This is a genomic window from Balneola sp., assembly GCA_003712055.1.
In the GTDB taxonomy this organism is placed as follows: Bacteria; Bacteroidota; Rhodothermia; order Balneolales; family Balneolaceae; genus RHLJ01.
On sequence record RHLJ01000004.1, the window covers coordinates 267,281 to 288,112 of the forward strand.

At 41.5% G+C, this 20,832-nt stretch carries 17 protein-coding genes and 1 pseudogene; 13 read left to right on the plus strand and 5 right to left on the minus strand.

Annotation, left to right across the window (positions count from 1 at the left end; all coding sequences use genetic code 11):
- The first annotated feature begins 88 nt into the window (after positions 1–88).
- The 11 genes from ED557_10975 (at position 89) to ED557_11025 (ending at position 14,645) form a co-directional block, all read left to right on the plus strand.
- Complete coding sequence (locus ED557_10975; protein ID RNC83219.1) at positions 89–2,356, plus strand: hypothetical protein; 2,268 nt, start codon at positions 89–91, stop codon at positions 2,354–2,356.
- A gap of 38 nt (positions 2,357–2,394) precedes the next feature.
- Positions 2,395–3,096: an ABC transporter ATP-binding protein gene (locus ED557_10980; GenBank protein RNC83220.1), complete on the plus strand. Its 702-nt coding sequence runs from the start codon at positions 2,395–2,397 to the stop codon at positions 3,094–3,096.
- Between the two features lie 3 nt (positions 3,097–3,099).
- On the plus strand, positions 3,100–4,500 hold the full coding sequence (locus ED557_10985) for a DUF3526 domain-containing protein (protein RNC83221.1): 1,401 nt from the start codon (positions 3,100–3,102) through the stop codon (positions 4,498–4,500).
- A 1-nt stretch (position 4,501) separates the two neighbouring features.
- Positions 4,502–5,902 carry a DUF3526 domain-containing protein gene (locus ED557_10990; protein RNC83222.1) on the plus strand — a complete coding sequence of 467 codons (1,401 nt, stop codon included), beginning with the start codon at positions 4,502–4,504 and terminating at the stop codon, positions 5,900–5,902.
- Positions 5,899–7,170, plus strand: coding sequence for an ABC transporter substrate-binding protein (locus ED557_10995; protein RNC83223.1), 1,272 nt, complete (start codon positions 5,899–5,901; stop codon positions 7,168–7,170). Before ED557_10990 ends, ED557_10995 begins: the two co-directional genes overlap by 4 nt.
- On the plus strand, positions 7,170–8,423 hold the full coding sequence (locus tag ED557_11000; GenBank protein RNC83224.1) for an ABC transporter substrate-binding protein: 1,254 nt from the start codon (positions 7,170–7,172) through the stop codon (positions 8,421–8,423). Before ED557_10995 ends, ED557_11000 begins: the two co-directional genes overlap by 1 nt.
- A 12-nt stretch (positions 8,424–8,435) precedes the next feature.
- Complete coding sequence (locus ED557_11005; GenBank protein RNC83225.1) at positions 8,436–9,527, plus strand: iron ABC transporter permease; 1,092 nt, start codon at positions 8,436–8,438, stop codon at positions 9,525–9,527.
- A gap of 26 nt (positions 9,528–9,553) precedes the next feature.
- Positions 9,554–10,570 carry an ABC transporter ATP-binding protein gene (locus ED557_11010; protein RNC83226.1) on the plus strand — a complete coding sequence of 339 codons (1,017 nt, stop codon included), beginning with the start codon at positions 9,554–9,556 and terminating at the stop codon, positions 10,568–10,570.
- Between the two features lie 106 nt (positions 10,571–10,676).
- Positions 10,677–11,714 carry a GTP-binding protein gene (locus ED557_11015; GenBank protein ID RNC83227.1) on the plus strand — a complete coding sequence of 346 codons (1,038 nt, stop codon included), beginning with the start codon at positions 10,677–10,679 and terminating at the stop codon, positions 11,712–11,714.
- Positions 11,715–11,737: 23 nt separating this feature from the next.
- The gene (locus ED557_11020; GenBank protein ID RNC83228.1) at positions 11,738–12,910 is read left to right on the plus strand and encodes a hypothetical protein; all 1,173 of its coding nucleotides are present in this window, start codon (positions 11,738–11,740) and stop codon (positions 12,908–12,910) included.
- A gap of 109 nt (positions 12,911–13,019) precedes the next feature.
- Positions 13,020–14,645 (plus strand): endonuclease/exonuclease/phosphatase, encoded by a 1,626-nt coding sequence (locus tag ED557_11025; GenBank protein RNC83229.1) that lies wholly within the window; start codon positions 13,020–13,022, stop codon positions 14,643–14,645.
- Here the strand turns inward: ED557_11025 and ED557_11030 are convergent, their stop codons facing one another.
- The 3 genes from ED557_11030 to ED557_11040 are packed head-to-tail and all read right to left on the minus strand — an operon-like array spanning position 14,646 to position 16,937.
- Complete coding sequence (locus ED557_11030; GenBank protein RNC83421.1) at positions 14,646–15,329, minus strand: DNA-binding response regulator; 684 nt, start codon at positions 15,327–15,329, stop codon at positions 14,646–14,648. It lies immediately after the preceding gene.
- A gap of 2 nt (positions 15,330–15,331) precedes the next feature.
- The gene (locus ED557_11035; protein ID RNC83230.1) at positions 15,332–16,366 is read right to left on the minus strand and encodes a hypothetical protein; all 1,035 of its coding nucleotides are present in this window, start codon (positions 16,364–16,366) and stop codon (positions 15,332–15,334) included.
- Positions 16,356–16,937, minus strand: coding sequence for a hypothetical protein (locus ED557_11040; protein ID RNC83231.1), 582 nt, complete (start codon positions 16,935–16,937; stop codon positions 16,356–16,358). The genes ED557_11035 and ED557_11040 overlap by 11 nt, the downstream gene beginning before the upstream one ends.
- Before the next feature lie 257 nt (positions 16,938–17,194).
- Between ED557_11040 and ED557_11045 the strand changes: the two genes are divergently transcribed.
- Both ED557_11045 and ED557_11050 read left to right on the plus strand, forming a co-directional pair.
- Positions 17,195–18,193 (plus strand): isoaspartyl peptidase/L-asparaginase, encoded by a 999-nt coding sequence (locus ED557_11045; GenBank protein RNC83232.1) that lies wholly within the window; start codon positions 17,195–17,197, stop codon positions 18,191–18,193.
- A 645-nt stretch (positions 18,194–18,838) separates the two neighbouring features.
- Positions 18,839–18,958 (plus strand): annotated as a pseudogene (locus ED557_11050) (FmdB family transcriptional regulator).
- A gap of 323 nt (positions 18,959–19,281) precedes the next feature.
- On the opposite strand, the gene ED557_11055 reads toward ED557_11050, so the two are convergent.
- Together ED557_11055 and ED557_11060 are read right to left on the minus strand one after the other, a co-directional pair.
- Entirely contained in the window at positions 19,282–20,118 is an 837-nt protein-coding gene (locus tag ED557_11055; protein ID RNC83233.1) for a purine-nucleoside phosphorylase, read from the minus strand.
- A 31-nt stretch (positions 20,119–20,149) separates the two neighbouring features.
- The gene (locus tag ED557_11060) at positions 20,150–20,800 is read right to left on the minus strand and encodes a DivIVA domain-containing protein (protein RNC83234.1); all 651 of its coding nucleotides are present in this window, start codon (positions 20,798–20,800) and stop codon (positions 20,150–20,152) included.
- Positions 20,801–20,832 lie beyond the last annotated feature (32 nt).

Sequence of the window (20,832 nt, forward strand, 5' to 3'; positions counted from 1 at the left end):
CACACTGATTATTCATCAGGCGATTGATTGCGTCTGCTATGTAGTATGGTTCTGTTTACTCATTTAAAAAGTTAATTAAGGTTATGCCATGTTGGGACAAGTCAACTCAATCAAGTTGTATTTGAGTACTGTAAGTTTCGAATACATTGCACATAGATTTTATTTACTGGTTGTTGCCGGGTTTCTTTTGATCCCTGCATCTGCTATTGGTCAGAATTCACAGAATTTTCCGCCACCTCAACAACCACCAGTAGTAGAGGCGGTACAGGCAAATGGAAGCATAAATGTGGATGGAAAATTATTAGAACCCGATTGGGAGCGTGCTCCTGCAGTTACCGATTTTTTCCGAATGGAGCCAAGGCAAGGGGGGCTGGTCAAATACAAAACCTCGGTTAAGGTGTTGTTTGATGATAAAAACATCTATTTCGGAGTTTTTGCTGAAGACTCTATAGGGTTAAAAGGAGTTCGGGTTCAGGACCTTCGTCGTGATTTCAGCTGGCCAAATAATGATATTTTTGGTATTCAAATTGATGCTCAAAACCTGAAGCAGTATAGCGTTTCTTTTCAAACCACTCCATACGCAAGCCAGAGAGACTTACAGAACTTTAATGACACTAATACCGATAATGATTGGGATGCATTGTGGTCGGTACGTACCCACCGGACCGAGTCAGGATACTATGCCGAATTTGCTATTCCGTTTAAATCCATCCGATATGAATTACCAGAAAACTCAGAGGAAGTAACCTGGGGAATTACCTTCTATCGGCTTGCAAGAAGAGATTATGAGCAAACCGTGTTTCCTGCGATACCTCAGTCTTATAGCCCTTATCGAATGACCTATGCTGCAGAGCTCAAAGGACTGAAAGTACCAAAACCAAGTTCAAATATCCGAATTGAACCTTATGTACTGAATCAGCTTGAAAGTCTGGACACCGGAGGAGGAGCCGATACCGATAACAGCCCTAAACTTGGAGGGGACATCAAGTGGGCCATTACTCCCCGTTCCGTACTGGATGTAACTTTTAATACAGACTTTGCCCAGGCAGAGGTAGATCGGGCGGTGAATAACCTGGAGCGTTTTAACATTTTCTTCCCGGAAAGACGTCAGTTCTTCCTTGAAAATTCAGGAATATGGGCAGGGGCCAACAACCGGTCCATCGTTCCCTTTTTTAGTAGAAGAATTGGACTTCAGGGTACGTTTAACGCAGAACCTGCTCGAATCAATGCCGGAACCAGGTATACCTTCCGCGATGAAGAGCGCTCGGTAGCAGGCTTGTACATTCATCAGGCTGAGACCGATAACTCTGCTGCATCAAGCTTTGCCGTAGGTAGATACTTACAGAACTATGGTCGCGAAAACAACATTGGGGCCATGGTTACCTATCGGTTTAATGAAAGCTTTGCTGATACGGTATCCAGTAATTCCAATACTACCGTAACAGTCGATGGGCTTATTCGGCCAACCAATAACTGGACGGTTTCTTACCTGCTTTCAGGCTCTAATGATGAAGCAAGTAATACTGACGGGCTTGCTGGACGATTGTCTGCGACCTACAACGCCAATGACTGGTACATGTTCTGGAATACCAATCTCGTCTCAGAAGATTATACCCCAGGCATGGGCTTTGTATTTCAAAACAATGTGATTCATCATAGTACGGGGGGGTATTATATATGGCGCCCCAAAAAACTGCCCTGGATCAGGCGTTGGGACCCAGGTGTTTTCGTTGATTATTTTCATGATGCAAATGACCCCGGGCAATTCCAACAAGCCAGTCTATGGATATTTCCGGTATGGGTTTATCTAACCGATGGCACCTTTATCGCATACTCTATCTTGCCGACCTGGCAAAACATCAACTTCAATTTTGCACCTCTTGGTGTGCCAATCCAGCAAGACGACTATTACTATACTCGCCACAGGATAAATTATAATTCAGATCAATCAGCAAAGCTCTCCTTTTCAGGAAGATTGGAATGGGGTGATTTCTACAATGGTACACGAACTTCGATAAGAGGAGGGATTCGTTTTGCACCCCTTGTTTATACCGCCCTTACCGCTGATTATGAATACAATGATCTGAGAAACTTAGGTAGCTCGAACGAAGACCTGGATACCCACCTGACTTCAGTAGGAGCCCGGTTCGCATTAAACCCAAGGGTACAACTTTCCTCTTTCTATCAATACAACACCTTTGATGAGCAGGGCCGATGGAATGTGCGGTTGAGCTGGGAATACATGCCTTTGTCCTTCGTGTACCTCGTATTTAATGATCGACGGATTGAAAGCTTAAACACTCCATTTGAAGAGCAACAATTCATTGCCAAGATCACCCTACTGAGACAGTTCTAACCAAATCATCTTGTTTATCTAAAATCAGTTTCACACTCATGCTTCAAACTAAAAACTTAACTAAGAAATATAACGAGACCGTTGCCCTGAATAACCTAAATCTGAGTATTGAAAAGGGTGAAATATTCTGTCTCTTAGGAGCTAATGGAGCAGGAAAAACCACCACCATTAATCTCCTGATGAACTTCATTCAGCCAACATCTGGTGAGGCATTTATTAATGGGTTGGAGGTGACTAAAAACTCGATAGAAACAAAAAAACATCTCGCTTATATCCCAGAAAATCTTGTGCTATATAATGAATTAACAGGGTTAGAGAATCTGGAATATTTTCTAGGCTTAGCGGGCATTAAGTATGCTAATGATGACTTAGAGGCATATTTAATGGAAGCAGGTTTACAGAGCGAAGCATTTAACAATCGGGTCAAAACCTATTCTAAAGGCATGAGGCAAAAGATTGGAATTGCTTTGGCCATAGCAAAAAATGCTACGGTTTTGCTATTGGATGAACCTACCTCGGGTCTTGATCCAAAGGCAAGTAATGAATTTTCGGAACTCCTTATTCGGCTTAGCGAGCATAAGGTAGCTACACTCATGGCAACTCATGATTTATTTCGAGCGAAGGAAACGGGTACGCATATAGGAATTATGAAAGCAGGAGACCTGCTGGAAAATATCTCTACAGACTCGATCACTCACAGTGAACTTGAAGAACTCTATTTAAACCAGATAAATAACTGAGCCATGATTTTTTATATAGCAAAAAAGGAGATGAAGGAAATTAGGCGGTCTAAGTCATTCCTGTGGATGGCCGTTATCATTGTTTTGATGGGAGGGAGCTCTTTTTTCCTAAGCTATAATCATTACACTGATAAGGAAGAACAACGCGAATTAGCACGTGTAGGTGAAAGAGAGCGCTGGCTGGGACAGGGAAGTAAAAATCCCCATAGTGCGGCTCACTATGGCACCTATGCTTTTAAGCCTAACTCTGCATTATCATTAGTTGATCCGGGCGTGGAAAAATTCACGGGCGTATCGGTTTTCCTTGAATCACATGCGCGAAACGAAGCCGAACAGGTTGCCGCCGCAGATCAGACCGGCCTTTCTCGATTTGGAGATATTACTCCCGATTTTATCCTGCTGTTTATAATCCCGCTGATCATCATAATCATGTCTCACCAAACAATTACGAGGGAGAGACAGGCACAAACACTCCGGCTCATAAAGATGCAGGGAGTTAGCAATTTTCAATTTATTGTGGGAAAATGGTTAGGGAACTACCTGCCAATAGTAGTTTTATCAACGATCATTTTTGTACTAGCAACCCTCACGATTACACTGGTTAATGCTACCTTCGATTGGAGTTTTATTGTTGCAATGGCTGTGATCTACCTGGTTTACTTTGCCATTATAACCAGTATTTCTGTTTCTATTTCAGCACTTAGCAAAAACTCTGGGATTTCACTGGTTGTTCTTTTAGTGTTTTGGATTGTAAGCTGTCTTGCGATTCCAAAAATCGCGAGTAGCTATACAAATGGGGAATACCCTTATCCAAGCAGGCAGCAGTTTCAAAATGCAGTTGCAGAAGATAAAAGCAAAGGTATAGATGGGCATGATCCCTGGAATGAAGCATCCAAAAAGCTTGAACAGGAAACCCTGCAAACATACCAGGTATCATCACTGGAAGAGTTGCCGTTCAACTTTGATGCATATCGCATGCAAAAAGGGGAGGAACATGAAGCTCAGGTTTACTACAAACACTATGAGAATTTAAAAGCAGTATACAAGCAGCAGTCTGAGGTATATAGACGGTTGGCAGTTTTTTCTCCTTTTCTTCCTGTTCGGTTTATGTCAATGTCGCTGGCACATACCGATTATTCCACGCACTGGAATTTTACGGATGAAGCCGAGAAGCATCGTATAGAGATGCAGAGAATACTCAACACTAATTTTGCAGAAAATTCAAAACTAGGAGAGTGGAGTTATCGAGCGGATGAATCCTTGTTGGCCGAGATACCAGAATTCGAATTCGAGTTCCCAGGTTTCTCGGAAACTATCCAGGAAAACCGTTCAAATATCTTCGTTTTAGCCTTGTGGTCCATGGCTTCTATTGGTTTCCTATTCATCGCCTCAACACGTTTATAATATGCTTATTCAAAATATTATACATGAGATACGCCTGCTTAGCAGAAGTTATTGGTTTCTGGCATTGTCGTTAATTTTCATTTTGCTATGCCTCTATGCCGGATATAATGGGATGACTCATCATGAATTCAGGACAGTGGAGTTGGATCAGGCAAAGGCTGAACAACAAGAATTGATAGATAATGTGTTTAGTGTTGCTCAGGCAGTTCAAAATGGAGAGTCCCCTGATAATGCCTACCGTTTATCTCCGATGAATGCATCCATATCTACCGGAGCTCTTGCATATATGGCCCCTGAACCATTGAACATGTTTGCGATAGGGCAAAGTGACTTATACACGCATCAAATAAAGATTTCAGCAAGGGAGGATATTGCTACCCTAACTTTTACCGAAATGAGTAACCCGGTTCAGCTGCTGTTCGGAAATTTTGATCTGGTTTTTGTATTCACCTATCTGATCCCTCTAATCATAATTGCATTTACCTACAATTTGCAATCACAGGAACTCGAAAGCGGAAGGTTAAAACTCTTGGCTTCCAGTCCAATTAACCCAAAAATATGGTTGTTCCAGCGGTACCTGACCCGATTTCTTTCGATATGCTTCATATTAGGGGTAATAAATATTCTGTTATTACTCGTTTTAAATGCAGACCCTGATGCGCGCCTTACCAGTATGGCTCTGGCTACTTTTGCATATCTATGTTTTTGGTTTGCAGTCTCTTTCTTAGTTAATGTGTTCGGTACTACATCCGGTCAAAATGCAGTCGTTTTATTATCAATTTGGATTGTACTGGTTCTGATTATCCCCGCGACCGTAAATCAACAGGCAAACTCAATTTATCCAACTCCTTCAAGAGTCTTACTGTTGAATGAAATTCGGGAGACCAAAAAGGAATTGTCGGAGGAACAGGATAAAGTTCTGGCTGAATATCTGCGGAATCATCCGGAATTAGCTCGGAACGAAGGGGAGAACCGGTTTGCATATTGGCAAGGCTTTTTCGCCAGCCAGGAAATGATGGAGCAATCCCTTTCGCCACTCATTGAGCAATTTGATACACAGTTAGCAAAACAAAGCAGCTGGGTGAATACCTGGAGATTTTTGAGCCCTGCCATTTTATTTCAATCCAGCTTTACCGAATTAGCAGGCACTTCATCAAGGCAGTACAACGAATTCAAAGCCGGGGTTAAAGACTTTTCAATAAGCTGGAGAGAATTCTTTATGCCTATGGTGTTCGAAAATCGGATGCTGACGATTAGTGATTTAGAATTGCTGCCTTCTTTTGAACATCAGGTTACCGTTGACAGAAGATTTACCAGCACGAATTTAATTGCATTAATGGCCATATCAGGCCTTTTGTTGGCAATCGGTTTCAGAAAACAACAAATGCTTTTTCAACTATGATGTCTCTAACAAGCTTTTCTGGTCTAGGAAAATCTACCTGGTTAATACTTAGCCTGGTATTTCTCCTATCTTGTAACCGAGCCCAATCAGGTACGGAGCAGACCCTGGACTATGACGCTGGAAGGGATTACTTCCCCGATAAAGTTAGCCTCCAGTACGCTAAAAATTTCAGTGTTAGCTACCATAAAAACTACAAGGTAGTACGGACCAATGCACAACTAAGCTCCTGGGAAGGCAATGGAGAAGAAGCAAAAGAAGATATAGTAGTACTGGTTCAACGAGGTACTCCAGCACCAGCGCTAACTGGTGATTTGAAGGATGCTACAATTATCCAGATACCAGCAAAACGAGTAGCCGTTAATATTCAAAATGGAGAGGTTTTCCTAAATGAACTGGGTCTTTCGGATAACATTGTAGCAGTTGGAGGAGCGGTTTCCTATGATGATTCAATCCGAGAGAAAGTAATTAACCAGGAGCTTGCCCAGGTTGGGTATAGCTGGCATCGGCCTGCTAATATGGAAGTGTTGCTAGAAGAGAAAGTGGATCTTTTCTTGATGAATCTTTCCAACCTAGATTTTGCTGAAGTACTGGACAGGAGTCGGCAGCTGGGGATTCCGGCTACCCCGGTATTTGAGTGGTCTGAAGGAAATTATTTAGCCAGGGCAGAATGGATAAAGTTCTATTCACTTTTTTTCAATGCGGAAGCGAGAGCAGACTCGGTATTCAATGAGATTGTTGAACAGGTTGAGGAAATACGAGCATTAACATCAACCATCAATGTAAATGATAAGCCCACCATGATTTGGGGATATTATTCAGGTGATGACAGATGGATTGTTCATCGAAATAGTATAGAAGCCCAGTTTATGAGAGATATAGGGGTGCTGAATATACTCGAAGATTTTTCTCGTCCTGTGCGAAATGAAGGGGAATCCATCTCCAGCGAAGAGCTGCTCACAACCGCACGTAATGCCTCTCATTGGATGATCGGGGATATACACTCAGAATCACTCCCTTCTGAAAACTATATGAAGAATTTTAACTCCTGGAGTTCCGGGAGGTTATATCACAATATGAAGAGGAGTAAACCTGAAGCTAATGCCTTTGATTGGTATGGCAGGGCGATCGTAAGGCCAGATTTAATTCTAGCCGACATGACTAAGCTTATCTATCCGGAAATAGACCTGGATCACAAGCTCTATTTCATGGATCACTTTGATAAGTCGATGAAGCTGCCTCCGGAAACCAGTCAAAGTTTTTATAACTGATGTCTCATAATCCTTCAACAATGAAGCACACCTATTTATTAATTCTTTCAGTTTTCTTGTTTTCCTGTAATCAGGCTCAATCTGATGAAGAACGTTCACTTAATTTCGATGCTGGAAAAGACTATTTCGTTGATAAAATTACCGTGGATTACGCCCAAAACTTCAGTGTTAGCTATCACAACAATTATAAGGTAGTCAAAGCAACAGTAAGCTATGGTGCCGCTGAACAAGATTCAGATTCGCTTTCCTGGATCGACGCTTTTACAGATGTAATGGTTTTGGTTCAGAGAGGAACGCCTGTTCCTCCACTTACCGGGGAGCTTGAAGGAGCTCATGTAATTGAGATTCCTGTAAACACCATTGCTGGAAATGCAGATGATGCGCCCACCCGGTTTTTAGCACTGGAAGTGGATAATAAATTATTGGGGCTTGGTCATAAGGATGTTTATGATCCCGGCCTTAAGGCCCGGTTTGATCAAGGAGAATTACAAGAAATAGGAGCCTCCTGGCATACCGGGCCAAATTTTGAAGTACTCTTAGCGATAGCTCCTGAACTAACGTATCTCACAGCAGCCAGTCTTACTCAGGCAGAGGGGGTATCACGGACGCGGGAATTGGGCCTTAAAGCAGCTCCTGAGTTTTCGTGGAGTGAGACATCCTACCTGGGGCAACTGGAGTGGATAAAATATGATGCTCTTTTCCTGAATGAAGAAGCGCAGGCGAATAAGTTCTTTAATGAAATTAAGGGACGTACTGATTCCCTGATAAACCTGGTAAAGGACGTATCTGATAAGCCTTCCGCTATGTGGGGCATGCACAGTCGAAGTGGAAACTGGACAGTGAGATCAAATGGAGGGATTGCCGAATTGATCACACTGGCGGGAGCGGTTAATCCTTTTGGAGATGCTTCGGCAGCAATAACAAAGACAGAAGCCAATGGCCTTTCTGAGGGCATAACCATTTCTGATGAACTGGTGCTGCAAAAAGCTGAGGATATAGATTTCATTTTTTCATTCCAGTCAACAACAGGCAACTGGCCTACGAAAGCATATATGGAAAATTTCCCGGCGTATCGAAATAAGGATTTGTACCACCACTTTAAACGCTACAAGGATTATGGGGCCAGCGATTGGTACCAATCGGCTCCAATGAGACCAGACATGTTGCTAAGTGATATGATCAAGCTTTTTCACCCAGAGTTATTGCCTGATCATGAATTATTCTTCTTAGCACCCATTGAAATCACACATTAGACTTGTTCAAGAATGTCATCAACAATTGCATCAAATACAGTAACTGAAAGCACAGCAATGAAGCTACCTGGCCATTCGCGTTTATTTCTTTTTCCTGTATTAATGGTACTACTGGTTATAATCTTTTTGATGGAGTTAGGTATAGGCTCTGTCTCCATACCAGCATCAGGGATAATTGATGTTCTACTAGGTTCAGCAAATGCCGAAGCCATTTGGAGTACCATTATTTTAGAACTTCGCTTACCACGTACTTTAGCCGCTATTTTAGGAGGTGCTGCATTAGGAGCAGCTGGATTACAACTTCAAACCTTATTTAAAAATCCGTTAGCAGGCCCATGGGCTCTTGGACTTACGGCAGGAGCTCAGCTAGGTGTAGCACTGGTTGTAACTTTGGCAGCAGTGGTAGGGTCCTCCTTTCTGCAAAACTTCGAATTCATAGGTAACCTGAGTATTGTACTTGGAGCAATGCTGGGTTGTTTAATTGTGTTGCTGTTGATCGTTGCTGTATCAAAATATGTGAGTACGATCACCCTTCTCATTTTTGGGTTAATGCTTGGCTTTTTTGCCCAGGGCTTAATCAGTGTAATTCTACACTTTACCAATGTAGCTCAAACCAGAATTTTCGCGGGTTGGAATGATGGTAGTTTTGCCGGGGTATACTGGGAACATTTTCCTGTGCTGGTACCTATGGTAATCATTGGGCTTGCGGGCGGGTGGCTGATGGCAAAGCCTTTAAACGCATTCCTTCTGGGCGAAAACTACGCGAGAAGCCTGGGAATGTCCGTAAAGCGAACACGGCTAATTACACTAGGCTGTGCCGTGTTATTGGCAGGTCCGGTAACTGCTTATTGCGGCCCTGTATTATTTCTTGGGTTAATTATCCCGCATATGGCGAGGGGACTGTTCAATACATCTGATCATAAAGTTCTTATGCCGGCTGTGATGTTGCTAGGGGCTATTGTCGCTCAGGCTGCAGATCTATTCGTTCATCTTCCCTGGGATAAGCATTTCCTTCATTTAAATGCTGTTAATGCGCTTATAGGGGCGCCAGTGGTAATGTGGGTGATTCTCAAGAATAAAAAAATGAGAGGCTTTGAGGCTTGATTTCAGATTTCAATTGTAGCTAACGAATTATGGAAACCATTCTTAATCTTAAAAATCTGACAACAGGGTATAAGTCCAAAGGTAGCAGTAGTGTAGTAACCTCAAACATTAATGCGGAGTTATACCGGGGCGAATTGGTGTGCTTAATTGGTCCTAATGGGGCCGGGAAATCAACACTCATGCGTACTATTTCAGGCTCTCAAAAACCACTTGCAGGAGAAGTGTTCCTGGATGGAGTTGATATTTATAGCATTCCTCCAAAAAAACTAGCTAAGAATCTAAGTGTAGTACTCACGGAACGTGTAAATGCTGGGATGTTATCCGCCTATGAAGTAATTGCACTTGGGAGATACCCACATACGAACTGGTCCGGAAAGCTTGATACTCAGGATCACAGGATTATCCAGGAAGCTATAGAAATGACAGGAGCCCAGGATCTGGTTGAACGGTCTCTTTCTGAATTAAGTGATGGAGAGCGCCAGAAAATTATGATTGCCCGTGCTTTTGCGCAGGAACCGGAGATAATGATACTGGATGAAGTAACTGCTTTCCTGGATTTACCAAGGCGGGTTGAAATCATGAAGCTTTTACGGAACATGGCTAGCGAATCGAAGAAATCTATTCTTCTATCCACTCATGATATGGATTTAGCTTTGCGCGGATCCGACAGAATCTGGTTGCTTCCAAAAGATGGTTCATTGCATATAGGTTCTCCAGAAGATTTAGTACTAAATGGGTCTTTTGAAGCAGCCTTTGAAAGTGAAGGCATCAACTTCGACAAGCAAAGTGGCTCCTTCAATATCCATAATGAGTACAGGAAAAGAGTAGCTCTTAAAGGAGATGGGCATAATATGCTCTGGACAGAAAGAGCTTTGTTGAGGAATGGTATTTCTATAGATCCCGATGCGAATGTTCTTGTGACAGCAGAAACATTGGTAGGAAAGCATCAATGGTCCATCTCCTCCGACGATCACAGTGGTAGCTATGAATCTATTTACGAATTGATCCAGGAACTAAACCTTCTTGAAAATCAAATGGCATGAACAACAAAGAAACTTAGATGACTAAGTACAATTAACCGATAATCCATGAGCCATGATTTGACCGTCGTGGCTTCTCTTACTCACTTAACTTTTTAATATAGTATATATGAATACCTCAAATAAAATACCCATTACTATTCTTACCGGGTTTTTAGGATCAGGGAAAACGACTCTTTTAAATCACATATTGGCCAATAACTCAGGTAAAAAAATAGCAGTTATTGTAAATGAATTCGGCGAGGTGAATGTGGATGCCAAATTGGTTCAGCACACCACTGAAGAAATGATCGAATTATCCAATGGGTGTATTTGCTGTACTCTTCGTGGCGATCTCATCGAAGGGGTCGACAAAATACTAAACGAGAATAACATCGATGCACTGGTTATTGAATCTACTGGTATTGGAGAGCCTATCCCTATTGCACAGGCATTTTATGTACATCCTGAAATATTAGAAGCCAATCCAGACCTGCCAGATATACAAGACCGGGTATTTGTAGATGCAATCATCACTGTTATAGACAGCGCCCAGTTCTTTGATATGTACGAAAAGCAGTCGCTCATTCCTGATGACGATTTTGGAAGAGGCTATAGTCAGTTACTTGCTGAGCAGGTAGAAGGAGCTGATATCTTACTCTTAAATAAAGTTGATGAAAGTACAGATCAGGAACTGACAAAACTCACGGATTTATTGAAGCTAATGAACCCGCGAGCAAAAATGCTTAAGACTACTTATGGAGAAGTTCCAATAGATGAAATTGTGGACACTAACATTTTTGACATAGAAGTAGCGGAAGATTCTTCTCTTTGGGTTGCTGAACTGGAAAAAGAGCCCGGATCAGAATCCGAAGAATATGGGATTGGAACCTTTGTCTTCAAATCCGTCGCGCGATTTGATGAGGAAAAACTGATAAGGCTTTTCCAAAGTGAGTTTCCTCAAAATATCCTTAGATCAAAAGGGATTGTTACCATTAAGAACACAGATGCCGCTTTTTTATGGAACCAGGCTGGAAAGTTTATAAAATTTGATCCGATTGGGAGATTTAATAACCCGGACTATACCTATAATGAGATTGTTTTTATCGGAACCGGGGTTAACGAAAAGTCCATCAATTCATGGCTGAGCAAAGCATTAGTTGCTTAATGGTAGCCTGAAGCTATTCGAAAATGACCCCATCATTTGATGTCTTGATTATTGGTGGAGGTGTACATGGTGTACATCTCTTCCATCTTATCAAAAAGCGAACGGAAAATAAGCTGACCATTGGAATTGCGGACCCTAATCCGGCTCCGCTTCATAATTGGAAGCATTGTACTTCAAATAGTGGTATGGAGTTTTTGCGATCCCCTTCCGTTCATCATGTGGATATCGACCCTTTCGCATTGCAGAAATTCTCCGACCATCATTCAATACAGCCTAAACCTTTTGTCGCTCCTCGCAATAGGCCATCGCTCAATTTGTTTAATGCTCATGTGCGGGATGTTCTTTCGGCATATAAACAAGAGGATTATTGGATACAAACCCAGATTACCGATATCGAATTACATTCTATGGGTGCGCGTATTTTTTCAGAAGATGGAGAGATTCATGCTCGTCATATTATTCTTGCTATAGGCAATGGCGGACAACTAAATATGCCTGAATGGGCGAATAGCCTGGCATCAAAAGCATTTCCTGTACATCATATTTATAGTCCCGATTTTTCAGTAAAGGCATATAAAGAGGGTTTTCATACCGTTGTAGTAGGTAGTGGGATGGGAGCAGTACAGACATTTATAAAGCTTGCTGAAAGTTACTCCGGGAAAATAACCTTGTTAACTCCCGGGAAAATCAATGTATCTCAATACGATATTGATCCAGGCTGGATGGGGCCGAAATATTTGCATCGCTTCTATTCAGAACAACGCACTTTTAAAAGACGAGCAATGATTTCATCAGCTCGTAAGCGAGGTACCATCACTCCTGATATAAATTGGAAATTGAACCAGGTTCTGAAAATGGAACATGCCCATCACGTGATTGGGAAGATTAAATCGGGCGAGTTATTTGGGAGTGATAATGCATTTCTCAATTTAGAAGGTGAAGGGCATTTATTCTGTGATCAGATTTTGGTGGGTACCGGATTCTCACCAACCATAAATAGCACGTTGATTCAAAACCTGAAAAACAATAGTCATCTTAAATGTGCAGAATGCGGGTATCCAATTATTGATCCATTTTTACGTTGGCATGAGCATCTGAGTGTATCTGGGGAACTTGCCGAGCTGGAAATAGGGCCTGGAGCAAAAAATATTATTGGAGCAAGGCACGCTGGGGAAAGGATACAACGTTTATTTTGATGATTTAACAATTTAACTACCTAGTATATAGTCAGGGCTATTGCAAGTCTGGAATTAACCAGCGAATTTTTCATTGTAAAAATTACACCACCTTAAATACTCTTATCAAATGAAAACCATTTTCCAACAAACGAGATTTATGTTGTTAGCATTGCTTTTCCTGGGTTATACAGGAACCGTATTTGCCCAAAATGCTGAAGAATCTACCCTCAGAATGGTAGCCTGGAACATCGAGCACCTGGCCGAAAATGATGGAGAGGGCTGTGTTGCCAGAAGCGAAGCTGATTATGCTAAACTTCGAGCTTTTGCAGAGTCTATGGATGCAGATGTGGTTGCATTACAAGAAGTAGAATCAGCAAAAGCTGTGGCTCGTGTATTTCCGGAAAGTGAGTGGACTATTATAATGTCTGATCGACCAGATAGTGGTTCTTATGATTGTAGAGGAAGTGGCCGTCCATCCACACAGCAAAAAGTAGCCTTTGCCATCCGCAAGGGAGTAGAGTTTGAGGGAGTTGAGAATTTTGATGAACTGGCATTAGGCAATCCTGGACTTCGCTATGGTTTAGTCATAAGGCTAACGGGAACTCCTGAGCCTATTGAGGTAATGAATGTGCATATGAAAAGCGGATGCTTTGTAAACGACTATTCTACTTCCGATCGTGATGCATGTGAAACCTTCGAAGAGCAGGCCCCTGTGCTTGATGATTGGGTGGAAAGCAAAGTTGAAGAAGGAACAGCCTTCGTAATTCTTGGGGATTTTAACCATCGGATAACTACCCCGGAGAATCGTTTTTGGGAAGATCTTGAAGAAATGGATGGTGGTGAAATAGGATTAGCAAGTAGTATGGAAGGTATAAGAGGATGCCATCCACGATACCCCGACCCAATCGACCATATAATAACAAGTTCGCAGGGGAGTAAATACTTCGTTCCTGGAAGCCAGGACGTCTTTTATTTCGGAATGACTCCTCAGACTATGACCGAAGATGATATGCTAAGCGATCATTGTCCTGTAGCTGTTGATCTGTGGCTGACTGAGCCTCTTCCAATAAGCACGGGTGTTCGATGGACTCAAAACAGTGCAGAATATGCCCTGATCACTTCATCTCTTTACCAGCAGGCAGAACAAAATATCGAAGGTTTTTCTTCCATGGATGAGCCCTGGGTAGTAATTATGGATGTGGACGAGACCTTGCTGGACAACAGTAATTACAATAAGCGCAGGGATGCACAAGGACTGGGATTTACCCCAGAAACCTGGGCTGATTGGGTGATGGAAGAATCAGCCACAGAAGTTCCTGGATCTAAACAGTTCGTTACCAAAGTAATTGAAGCAGGGGGCCAAATCGCCCTGGTCACTAACCGGGACCGTGCACATGATCAACACACCTGGAATAACCTGTTAGCATTAGGCTTTCCAATAAATCGAGCTACTACCTGTATTATTGGTAGGGCACAAGTTGACAGGGATGCTGTGGGTGAAGATGGAATTATCAATGACAAAGACCTTCGTCGCAAAGAGGTAATTACTGGAACAGCTGAAAACTGCTGGGCCAATTATCTGGAAGCGCAATCTTCCTGGAATAGAGATTTATCACTGGTTATGCAGGTTGGAGATAACATCAAAGACTTTGCAAAAACTACACAAGAAAACGTTGACCTTAGCGAATTCCTAAAGCGCCAGGGAGTAGATATTCTTGTGTTACCCAATGCGATGTACGGTTCCTGGGATTGATTATACCTTTAGGAATTTATTTTTAAAATCATCTTTAAATGCATTTCCAATAGGTATCTCTTTTTCCCCGACAGAAATCATATTTCCTTCTACATAATTGATTTTTGAAAGGGAGACCACAAAGGATTTATGCACTCTTATAAAAGAATCTGGAGATAACTTCTCCAAAAAAGACTTCAAACTCTGGTTGAAAGTGAGTTTTTCTGAAGAGGTATGCAGTGTTACATAGTCTCCCAGACTTTCTACAAAAAGAATGTCTTCTTCATCGATACGGTAGGTTTTGCCATCGGCTTTTATAATTAATGGCTGGGATTCGTCTGAAGCTTGTTCGCTTTCAAGTAGTTTGGAAACCTTATTCACCGCTTTTAAGAATCGTTCGAAAGAGAAAGGCTTAAGGAGGTAATCGATTACATCCAGCTCGTATCCTTCCAGTGCATATTCTGAATAAGCAGTGGTCAAAACTATTTTAGGAGGATGGGATAAGCTCCTGATCAAATCAATCCCCGAAAGCTTGGGCATATTTATATCAAGAAAAAGTACATCTACTTCTTGTTTCCGAAGAAAAGATACTGCCGAAACACCATTATCAAATTCTGCTATAAGATCCAGGAAATCTAGCTCAGAGATATATTGTCTGAGGATATCCCTTGCTATTGGCTCATCTTCTACAATAATACAGGTCAGTTTCATTTCATCCTCAGGCTTAGCGTTACATCGTATGTATAGTTGTCTTCTTTGATCTCTAAACTATGCCGGTCTGCATAGAGTAAGTCTAATCGCTTTTTCACATTTTGGATGCCTGTTCCCGAGGAAGTAGCCTCCAGGTTTCTGGAATTAGATTTCGTATTCACCGATCGAAAAGTAAGTGTCTTATCCATCACACTTAAGTTGAAGCTGATTTGGTCAGTTTCCTCGGTAGTACTTCCATGCTTAAAAGCATTTTCCACGAAGTTCACCAAGAGGAGGGGGGCGATGCTTAGGTCATCAAATTTGCCATGGACTGAGAAAGCCACTCGCCTGGGATTAGAAATTCGTTCTTTTTGCAGGTTAATGAATTCTTTCAGGTATTCAATTTCCGCAGAAAGTGGAACAATGTCTTTGTCCATATTTTCTACAATGTATCGGAGGATACTGGATAGCTTTAGGATCATCGAAGGAGCTTTTTCTGATTTCTTGAGTGCTTCTCCATAAATGGTATTAAGATTATTGAATAAGAAGTGTGGATTAATCTGAGCTCTTAATGCTTTAAGTTCGCTGAAGGTTTTTTCCTCCTGGAGCTGGGCTAGTTTTAGTTCTGTTTCCTTTCTCCCAAACCAGGACTTAGAAAATTCTATCATGGAAGAAATGGCTAAGTAAACAGCCATAATCCCGAAAATCTCATGTGGCATAAAAGAACCGACCATGAAATAGTTTGGGAACAGAAAGTCAGAAAACATTCCATATGATAGGCCATATAAAGATAGGGTTATACCATATCCCGGAACTAGTATCATTCCTATGTAAGCCCACACTCCATACTTGACTAACATATCTGGAATGAAACGATAAATATTAAATAACACGACAGTCACAAAAGGAATATGGAATAAAAAGCTATAAATGAAATCAACTACTCCAAGTTGTTCAGTTTGTGCGAACACTCGTAGGGTGATTACGAAGGATATCGTCCAGAAAACAAGATTCTGGACGATATTAATTGCCAATTTCTTCTTAAAGTTCATTGTTCACCCTTGTTAGCTCAATAGGGTCGTCAAATGCATCCTCATCATCGCCATATTTCTTCACGAACCGTTGAAGTTCTTTTGTTGAAGCAGTGATAAGTATTTCGCTTTCTCCAGCTAAGGTATCATTTATTTTCTCATGCTTAATACGAACTCTGTTTTCAACAATCAGGTCGGTAATCCATGAGTCTTCAAACAGCTCTATAGAAAGCTTATCCTGATTCAAAGTGAGTCGAGAGAATGTATGAACCCTAAATAGATGTGCGTCAACGAAGTTGTCATCTCTCATATCAAAATCAAACAGTTGTAAATCGAGGAAAAGATTGTTTCCTATTTGTCCTGCCGCACCAAGGAAATAGCTTGTGTCAGGAACGGAGCTACTCAGTTCTTCAAATATGATCATATAAAAGGGACCTTCGATAAACACATCGTCTTCTTCAGCTTCAATGCCGATAGTTCCTTCGTAGTTTTCACCATTAATAGTTATATCAGGTACATTTCGAATATCATTTACAAAAGTCCATCGTTGATTGCCGCTTTCCCATCTACCCTCCAGTCCGTCAACAAGCATAGCGTTGTCTTCGTTAATTAGAGGGTGGACAGATTTCAAGAAACAGCCTGTGAATAGAAAGCTACAGGCAAGAATGAATAGTAAAAGTTTGATTGCAGATCTCATTGTTTGTAGAGTTGGTTATCGTTTGCAATGCAAAGAAACGGGTAACTGCAAAGGCCCTGAAATTTATTCGATGAACGTATCACTTTTCTCGATAAACTTTTACAGCGAAAAGAGAAATGAAATGGTAAGTTGCCCGAAACAAATGGTTATCTATGAAAAAGCTCGCATTATTTTTAATGGGTTCACTCCTATTTATTTCCTGTGAACCTGTACAAGAACAACCTGCACCAGTTCAAAAAGAATGGTCCATAGCTTTACATGGAGGGGCAGGATATTACCCCCCAGATGCTCCTGAAGAGGAAGTTCAGGCTTATATGGAGGCCTTGGATGAAGCCCTTGCAATCGGAACGGAGATCTTGGCTAATGGTGGATCAGCACTGGATGCTGTTGAACAAACCATACAATTTATGGAGGATAACGAACTGTTTAATGCCGGAAGAGGGGCGGTATTTACGGCGGAAGGAAAGAACGAATTAGACGCTGCTATCATGGACGGTACTAATATGAATGCCGGAGCAGTAACCGGAGTGACAACTGTTAAAAATCCAATTTCTCTTGCCCGAAAAGTAATGGAAGATTCGCGGCATGTATTTTTTGCTGCTGATGGAGCTGAAAAGTTTGCGGATGAAACCACACTAGAACGAGTAGAAAACGAGTACTTCCGAGTTCAGGAACGATATGAGCGATGGAAAAGAAATAATACTTCTACTAGTGGAAACCTGGAATTGCTTGAAGAAAATGGCTGGAAAATGGGCACCGTTGGCTGTGTTGCACTAGATAAGGAAGGAAACCTTGTAGCGGGCACATCAACAGGAGGGATGACTAATAAAAGATTCGGACGTGTAGGAGATGTGCCTATTATTGGTTCAGGAACCTATGCAAATGATCAGGTTGCAGTTTCGGCAACAGGTTGGGGAGAGCGAATAATGCTTAATGTTTCTGCACATGCGTTGGCATCTTATATGAAGTTTAAAGAAGCGAGTCTTCAACAGTCGATGGATTATCTGGTTGGAGAGCTACTAAATCCGAGAGAAGCTGGTTTTATTGCAGTTGATCAGTATGGTAACTATTCAATGGAAACGAACACGGGGTCCATGTTCCGTGCGGCAAATGATTCCGATGGGAATAAAGTAGTAGCTATCTGGGATTAGCATTAATTACTCAAAACCAGGCTTAGAACAATTAACTTTTAAGTCATCCGCACTTTGATACTGAATCAAGTTCAGTACAAGTTGCGGGATCTGTGGAAGGCAAAACGTCATTCCTCGGCGAAGGCCGGAATCTAGATTCCCGTATTCACGGGAATGACCTGAGCTTTATCGAGTTACCTGTTTGAAAGCTATTTATCCAGAACTTAGAAAAATCCCTGTCATTCATAACCAAAACGGAAACGGTCTCTCAAATCCTGTACATAAATACCAATATCATTTCTCAGTTCGAAGAATCGAGCGTGATAACTTTGGTATTGTGCTTTGGTAAACATCTGCTTGTTCTCATTAAGAGCAGGTAATAGTGATAAGCACAGGTTAGCGGAAGTAAGAGCTTTCTTAGTGTAGGCAATATTTGCCCCTAAATAATCGGCTTCAAACCCAAAGGAGTAACCTCCGGCTAGTTTGGCCCCAATTTTAAGAGATTCACCAACATATTCCTGAAAAGCTTTGGTATGATTTTTCTCAGGGATGGTTTCGGACCACTTAAGTACATCCACCGCGAGATGCCGGGCTCTATTGAAAATGAGAAGATTATCTAAAGAGCCATAATCTGAATCCGCAAATTCTTCACTTAGGGCTTTCCATTCTTCTCCAGCATCAAAATCTTCCTCGTCCTCATCAAGTTCTGAGAACTCATCAGAACCAAAGAGAAAGTCTTCATCCTCCTCAAAATCATCATCATCTTCCCAATCTTCATCTTCAGGAAAATACGCTTCGTCTAATAATAACTCTTCTTCTACATAAGCTTCAAAAGCATCATCCTCACTTAAGCTCTCTTGCAGAAGGGTAATCCAGCGCGGGGTATTTCCTTTAGGATCAGAGGAAATAAACTTTCTTAGTTGATCACTTTTCTTCTCTACTTCATTGAGGTGAGCTTCCCATTTATGTTCATCCCAAAGCTCGTCATCAAATCCATCAAAATGCATATATATACTAGTCTCAATGCTTATGGTTTACTATAGAAACGAATTTCGCCTATAGATTGCAATAGCGCGTGGAAAAATAACGCTTTTTGTGGATAATTAGTCTCACAATCTTTCAAGCACTCCAACCATGATTTGGGTCAACTTAGGTTCTGCCATAGCAGCAGCCTCAAGTACATCGTCTAGACTTACTGGCTCAAGGGCATCCGGAAAGCATTCATCAGTAATAACTGAAATACCTAATACATCCATGCCCATATGTACTGATGCAATTACTTCAGGTACGGTGCTCATTCCAACTACATCTGCTCCCAATTGCCGCATGTATCGGTATTCGGCGCGGGTTTCCATTGTGGGGCCTGAAACAGCTAAATAAACTCCTTTATGTAACTTAATGGCATTATCCAATGCTACATTTTCGGCTGTTTCCACTAAACGTTCAGTATAAGGCTCGCTCATATCCGGGAAACGAGGACCCATTTGGTCGTCATTTGGTCCAATAAGTGGATTGTCTCCTAAAAAGTTAATGTGATCATGAATCAACATCACATCTCCCCGTCTATATATGGGATTTAATCCTCCACATGCATTACTAACCATAAGGGTATGAACCCCCAAAGCCTTTGCAACCCGAACAGGAAAGGCAATTTGATGCATGGTATATCCCTCATAGTAATGGAAGCGTCCCTGCATAGCCATTACTGATTTACCTCCTAACTCACCAAATATTAATCTTCCTGCATGTCCTTCTACTGTTGAAACAGGAAAGTGAGGGATTTTATCATAGGTAATAACATGGTGGGCTTCAATTTCCTCAGCAAGCTGTCCCAGCCCGGTTCCCAGAATAAGTAAATATTCGGGCAGCAGGCTGGTTTCACTCTGAATATACTCTACAGCCTGGTCTCTTTTTCCCCGGAATTGTTCTACGGTATCAAACGCCATATAAAACTTTTTGGATGTGAATAGAGAAAAATTAATCTATTTCGTCGAGAATATCATTCAGGCGATCAGATCCCGGAGGAAAACCCTCATTATCCTCATTTAGAATAGATTGATCTTCTTCAGTAGAGTCCTCATCGCCATCAAATTCAAAGCGTGAAGAGTTTGATGAGCTTTCTTCAACGTTCTCAGATTCTTCCAATGCTTCATCCTTAGGTAAGGAAAAAATGTTCATTTCATCATTGGAAAACTTTTCGATGGATGTTTTGGCATTGTCGAGGTAAGAAGATATACCTGCAATTATTTCATCTCTACGGTCAAGGAGTCGAAGAATGCTTTGACGAATTTGTGCTCTTTGCTGATTAGCTTCCTGGATGATGGTTTCAGCTTCCATTTGAGCTTTATCCGTAGTGTTTTTTGCCTCAAGTCGGGCATTATCCATTTTTTGAGCTACGGATTCCTTAGTGGTTTGAAGTGTTTCGTGAAGTGCTTCTTCTACCCGTTCATAATGCTTTACCCTGTCACTAAGTTTTTCAATCTGTTCTTCAAGTTCTTTATTCTTTGAAAGAAGATGTTCGTACTCATTCGAAATCAAAGTGAGAAAAGCCTGTACATCAGCAACATCATAGCCCCTTAATGATTTTTCAAATTGCTGCTGCTTAATTTCTAATGGCGTGATTTTCATAATAAGTGTCTTTACTAATCTTAATTAAAATA

Excerpts from the sequence above, each read along its gene's own strand:
- ED557_11020 (RNC83228.1), top strand. The coding sequence starts at position 11,738 with ATGACCCCATCATTTGATGTCTTGATTATTGGTGGAGGTGTACATGGT.
- ED557_11035 (RNC83230.1), bottom strand. The coding sequence starts at position 16,366 with ATGAACTTTAAGAAGAAATTGGCAATTAATATCGTCCAGAATCTTGTT.
- ED557_11055 (RNC83233.1), bottom strand. The coding sequence starts at position 20,118 with ATGGCGTTTGATACCGTAGAACAATTCCGGGGAAAAAGAGACCAGGCT.
- ED557_10990 (RNC83222.1), top strand. The coding sequence starts at position 4,502 with ATGCTTATTCAAAATATTATACATGAGATACGCCTGCTTAGCAGAAGT.
- ED557_11060 (RNC83234.1), bottom strand. The coding sequence starts at position 20,800 with ATGAAAATCACGCCATTAGAAATTAAGCAGCAGCAATTTGAAAAATCA.
- ED557_10975 (RNC83219.1), top strand. The coding sequence starts at position 89 with ATGTTGGGACAAGTCAACTCAATCAAGTTGTATTTGAGTACTGTAAGT.
- ED557_10995 (RNC83223.1), top strand. The coding sequence starts at position 5,899 with ATGATGTCTCTAACAAGCTTTTCTGGTCTAGGAAAATCTACCTGGTTA.
- ED557_11000 (RNC83224.1), top strand. The coding sequence starts at position 7,170 with ATGTCTCATAATCCTTCAACAATGAAGCACACCTATTTATTAATTCTT.
- ED557_11005 (RNC83225.1), top strand. The coding sequence starts at position 8,436 with ATGTCATCAACAATTGCATCAAATACAGTAACTGAAAGCACAGCAATG.
- ED557_11025 (RNC83229.1), top strand. The coding sequence starts at position 13,020 with ATGAAAACCATTTTCCAACAAACGAGATTTATGTTGTTAGCATTGCTT.
- ED557_11045 (RNC83232.1), top strand. The coding sequence starts at position 17,195 with ATGAAAAAGCTCGCATTATTTTTAATGGGTTCACTCCTATTTATTTCC.
- ED557_10980 (RNC83220.1), top strand. The coding sequence starts at position 2,395 with ATGCTTCAAACTAAAAACTTAACTAAGAAATATAACGAGACCGTTGCC.
- ED557_11015 (RNC83227.1), top strand. The coding sequence starts at position 10,677 with ATGAATACCTCAAATAAAATACCCATTACTATTCTTACCGGGTTTTTA.
- ED557_10985 (RNC83221.1), top strand. The coding sequence starts at position 3,100 with ATGATTTTTTATATAGCAAAAAAGGAGATGAAGGAAATTAGGCGGTCT.
- ED557_11040 (RNC83231.1), bottom strand. The coding sequence starts at position 16,937 with ATGCTTGTTGACGGACTGGAGGGTAGATGGGAAAGCGGCAATCAACGA.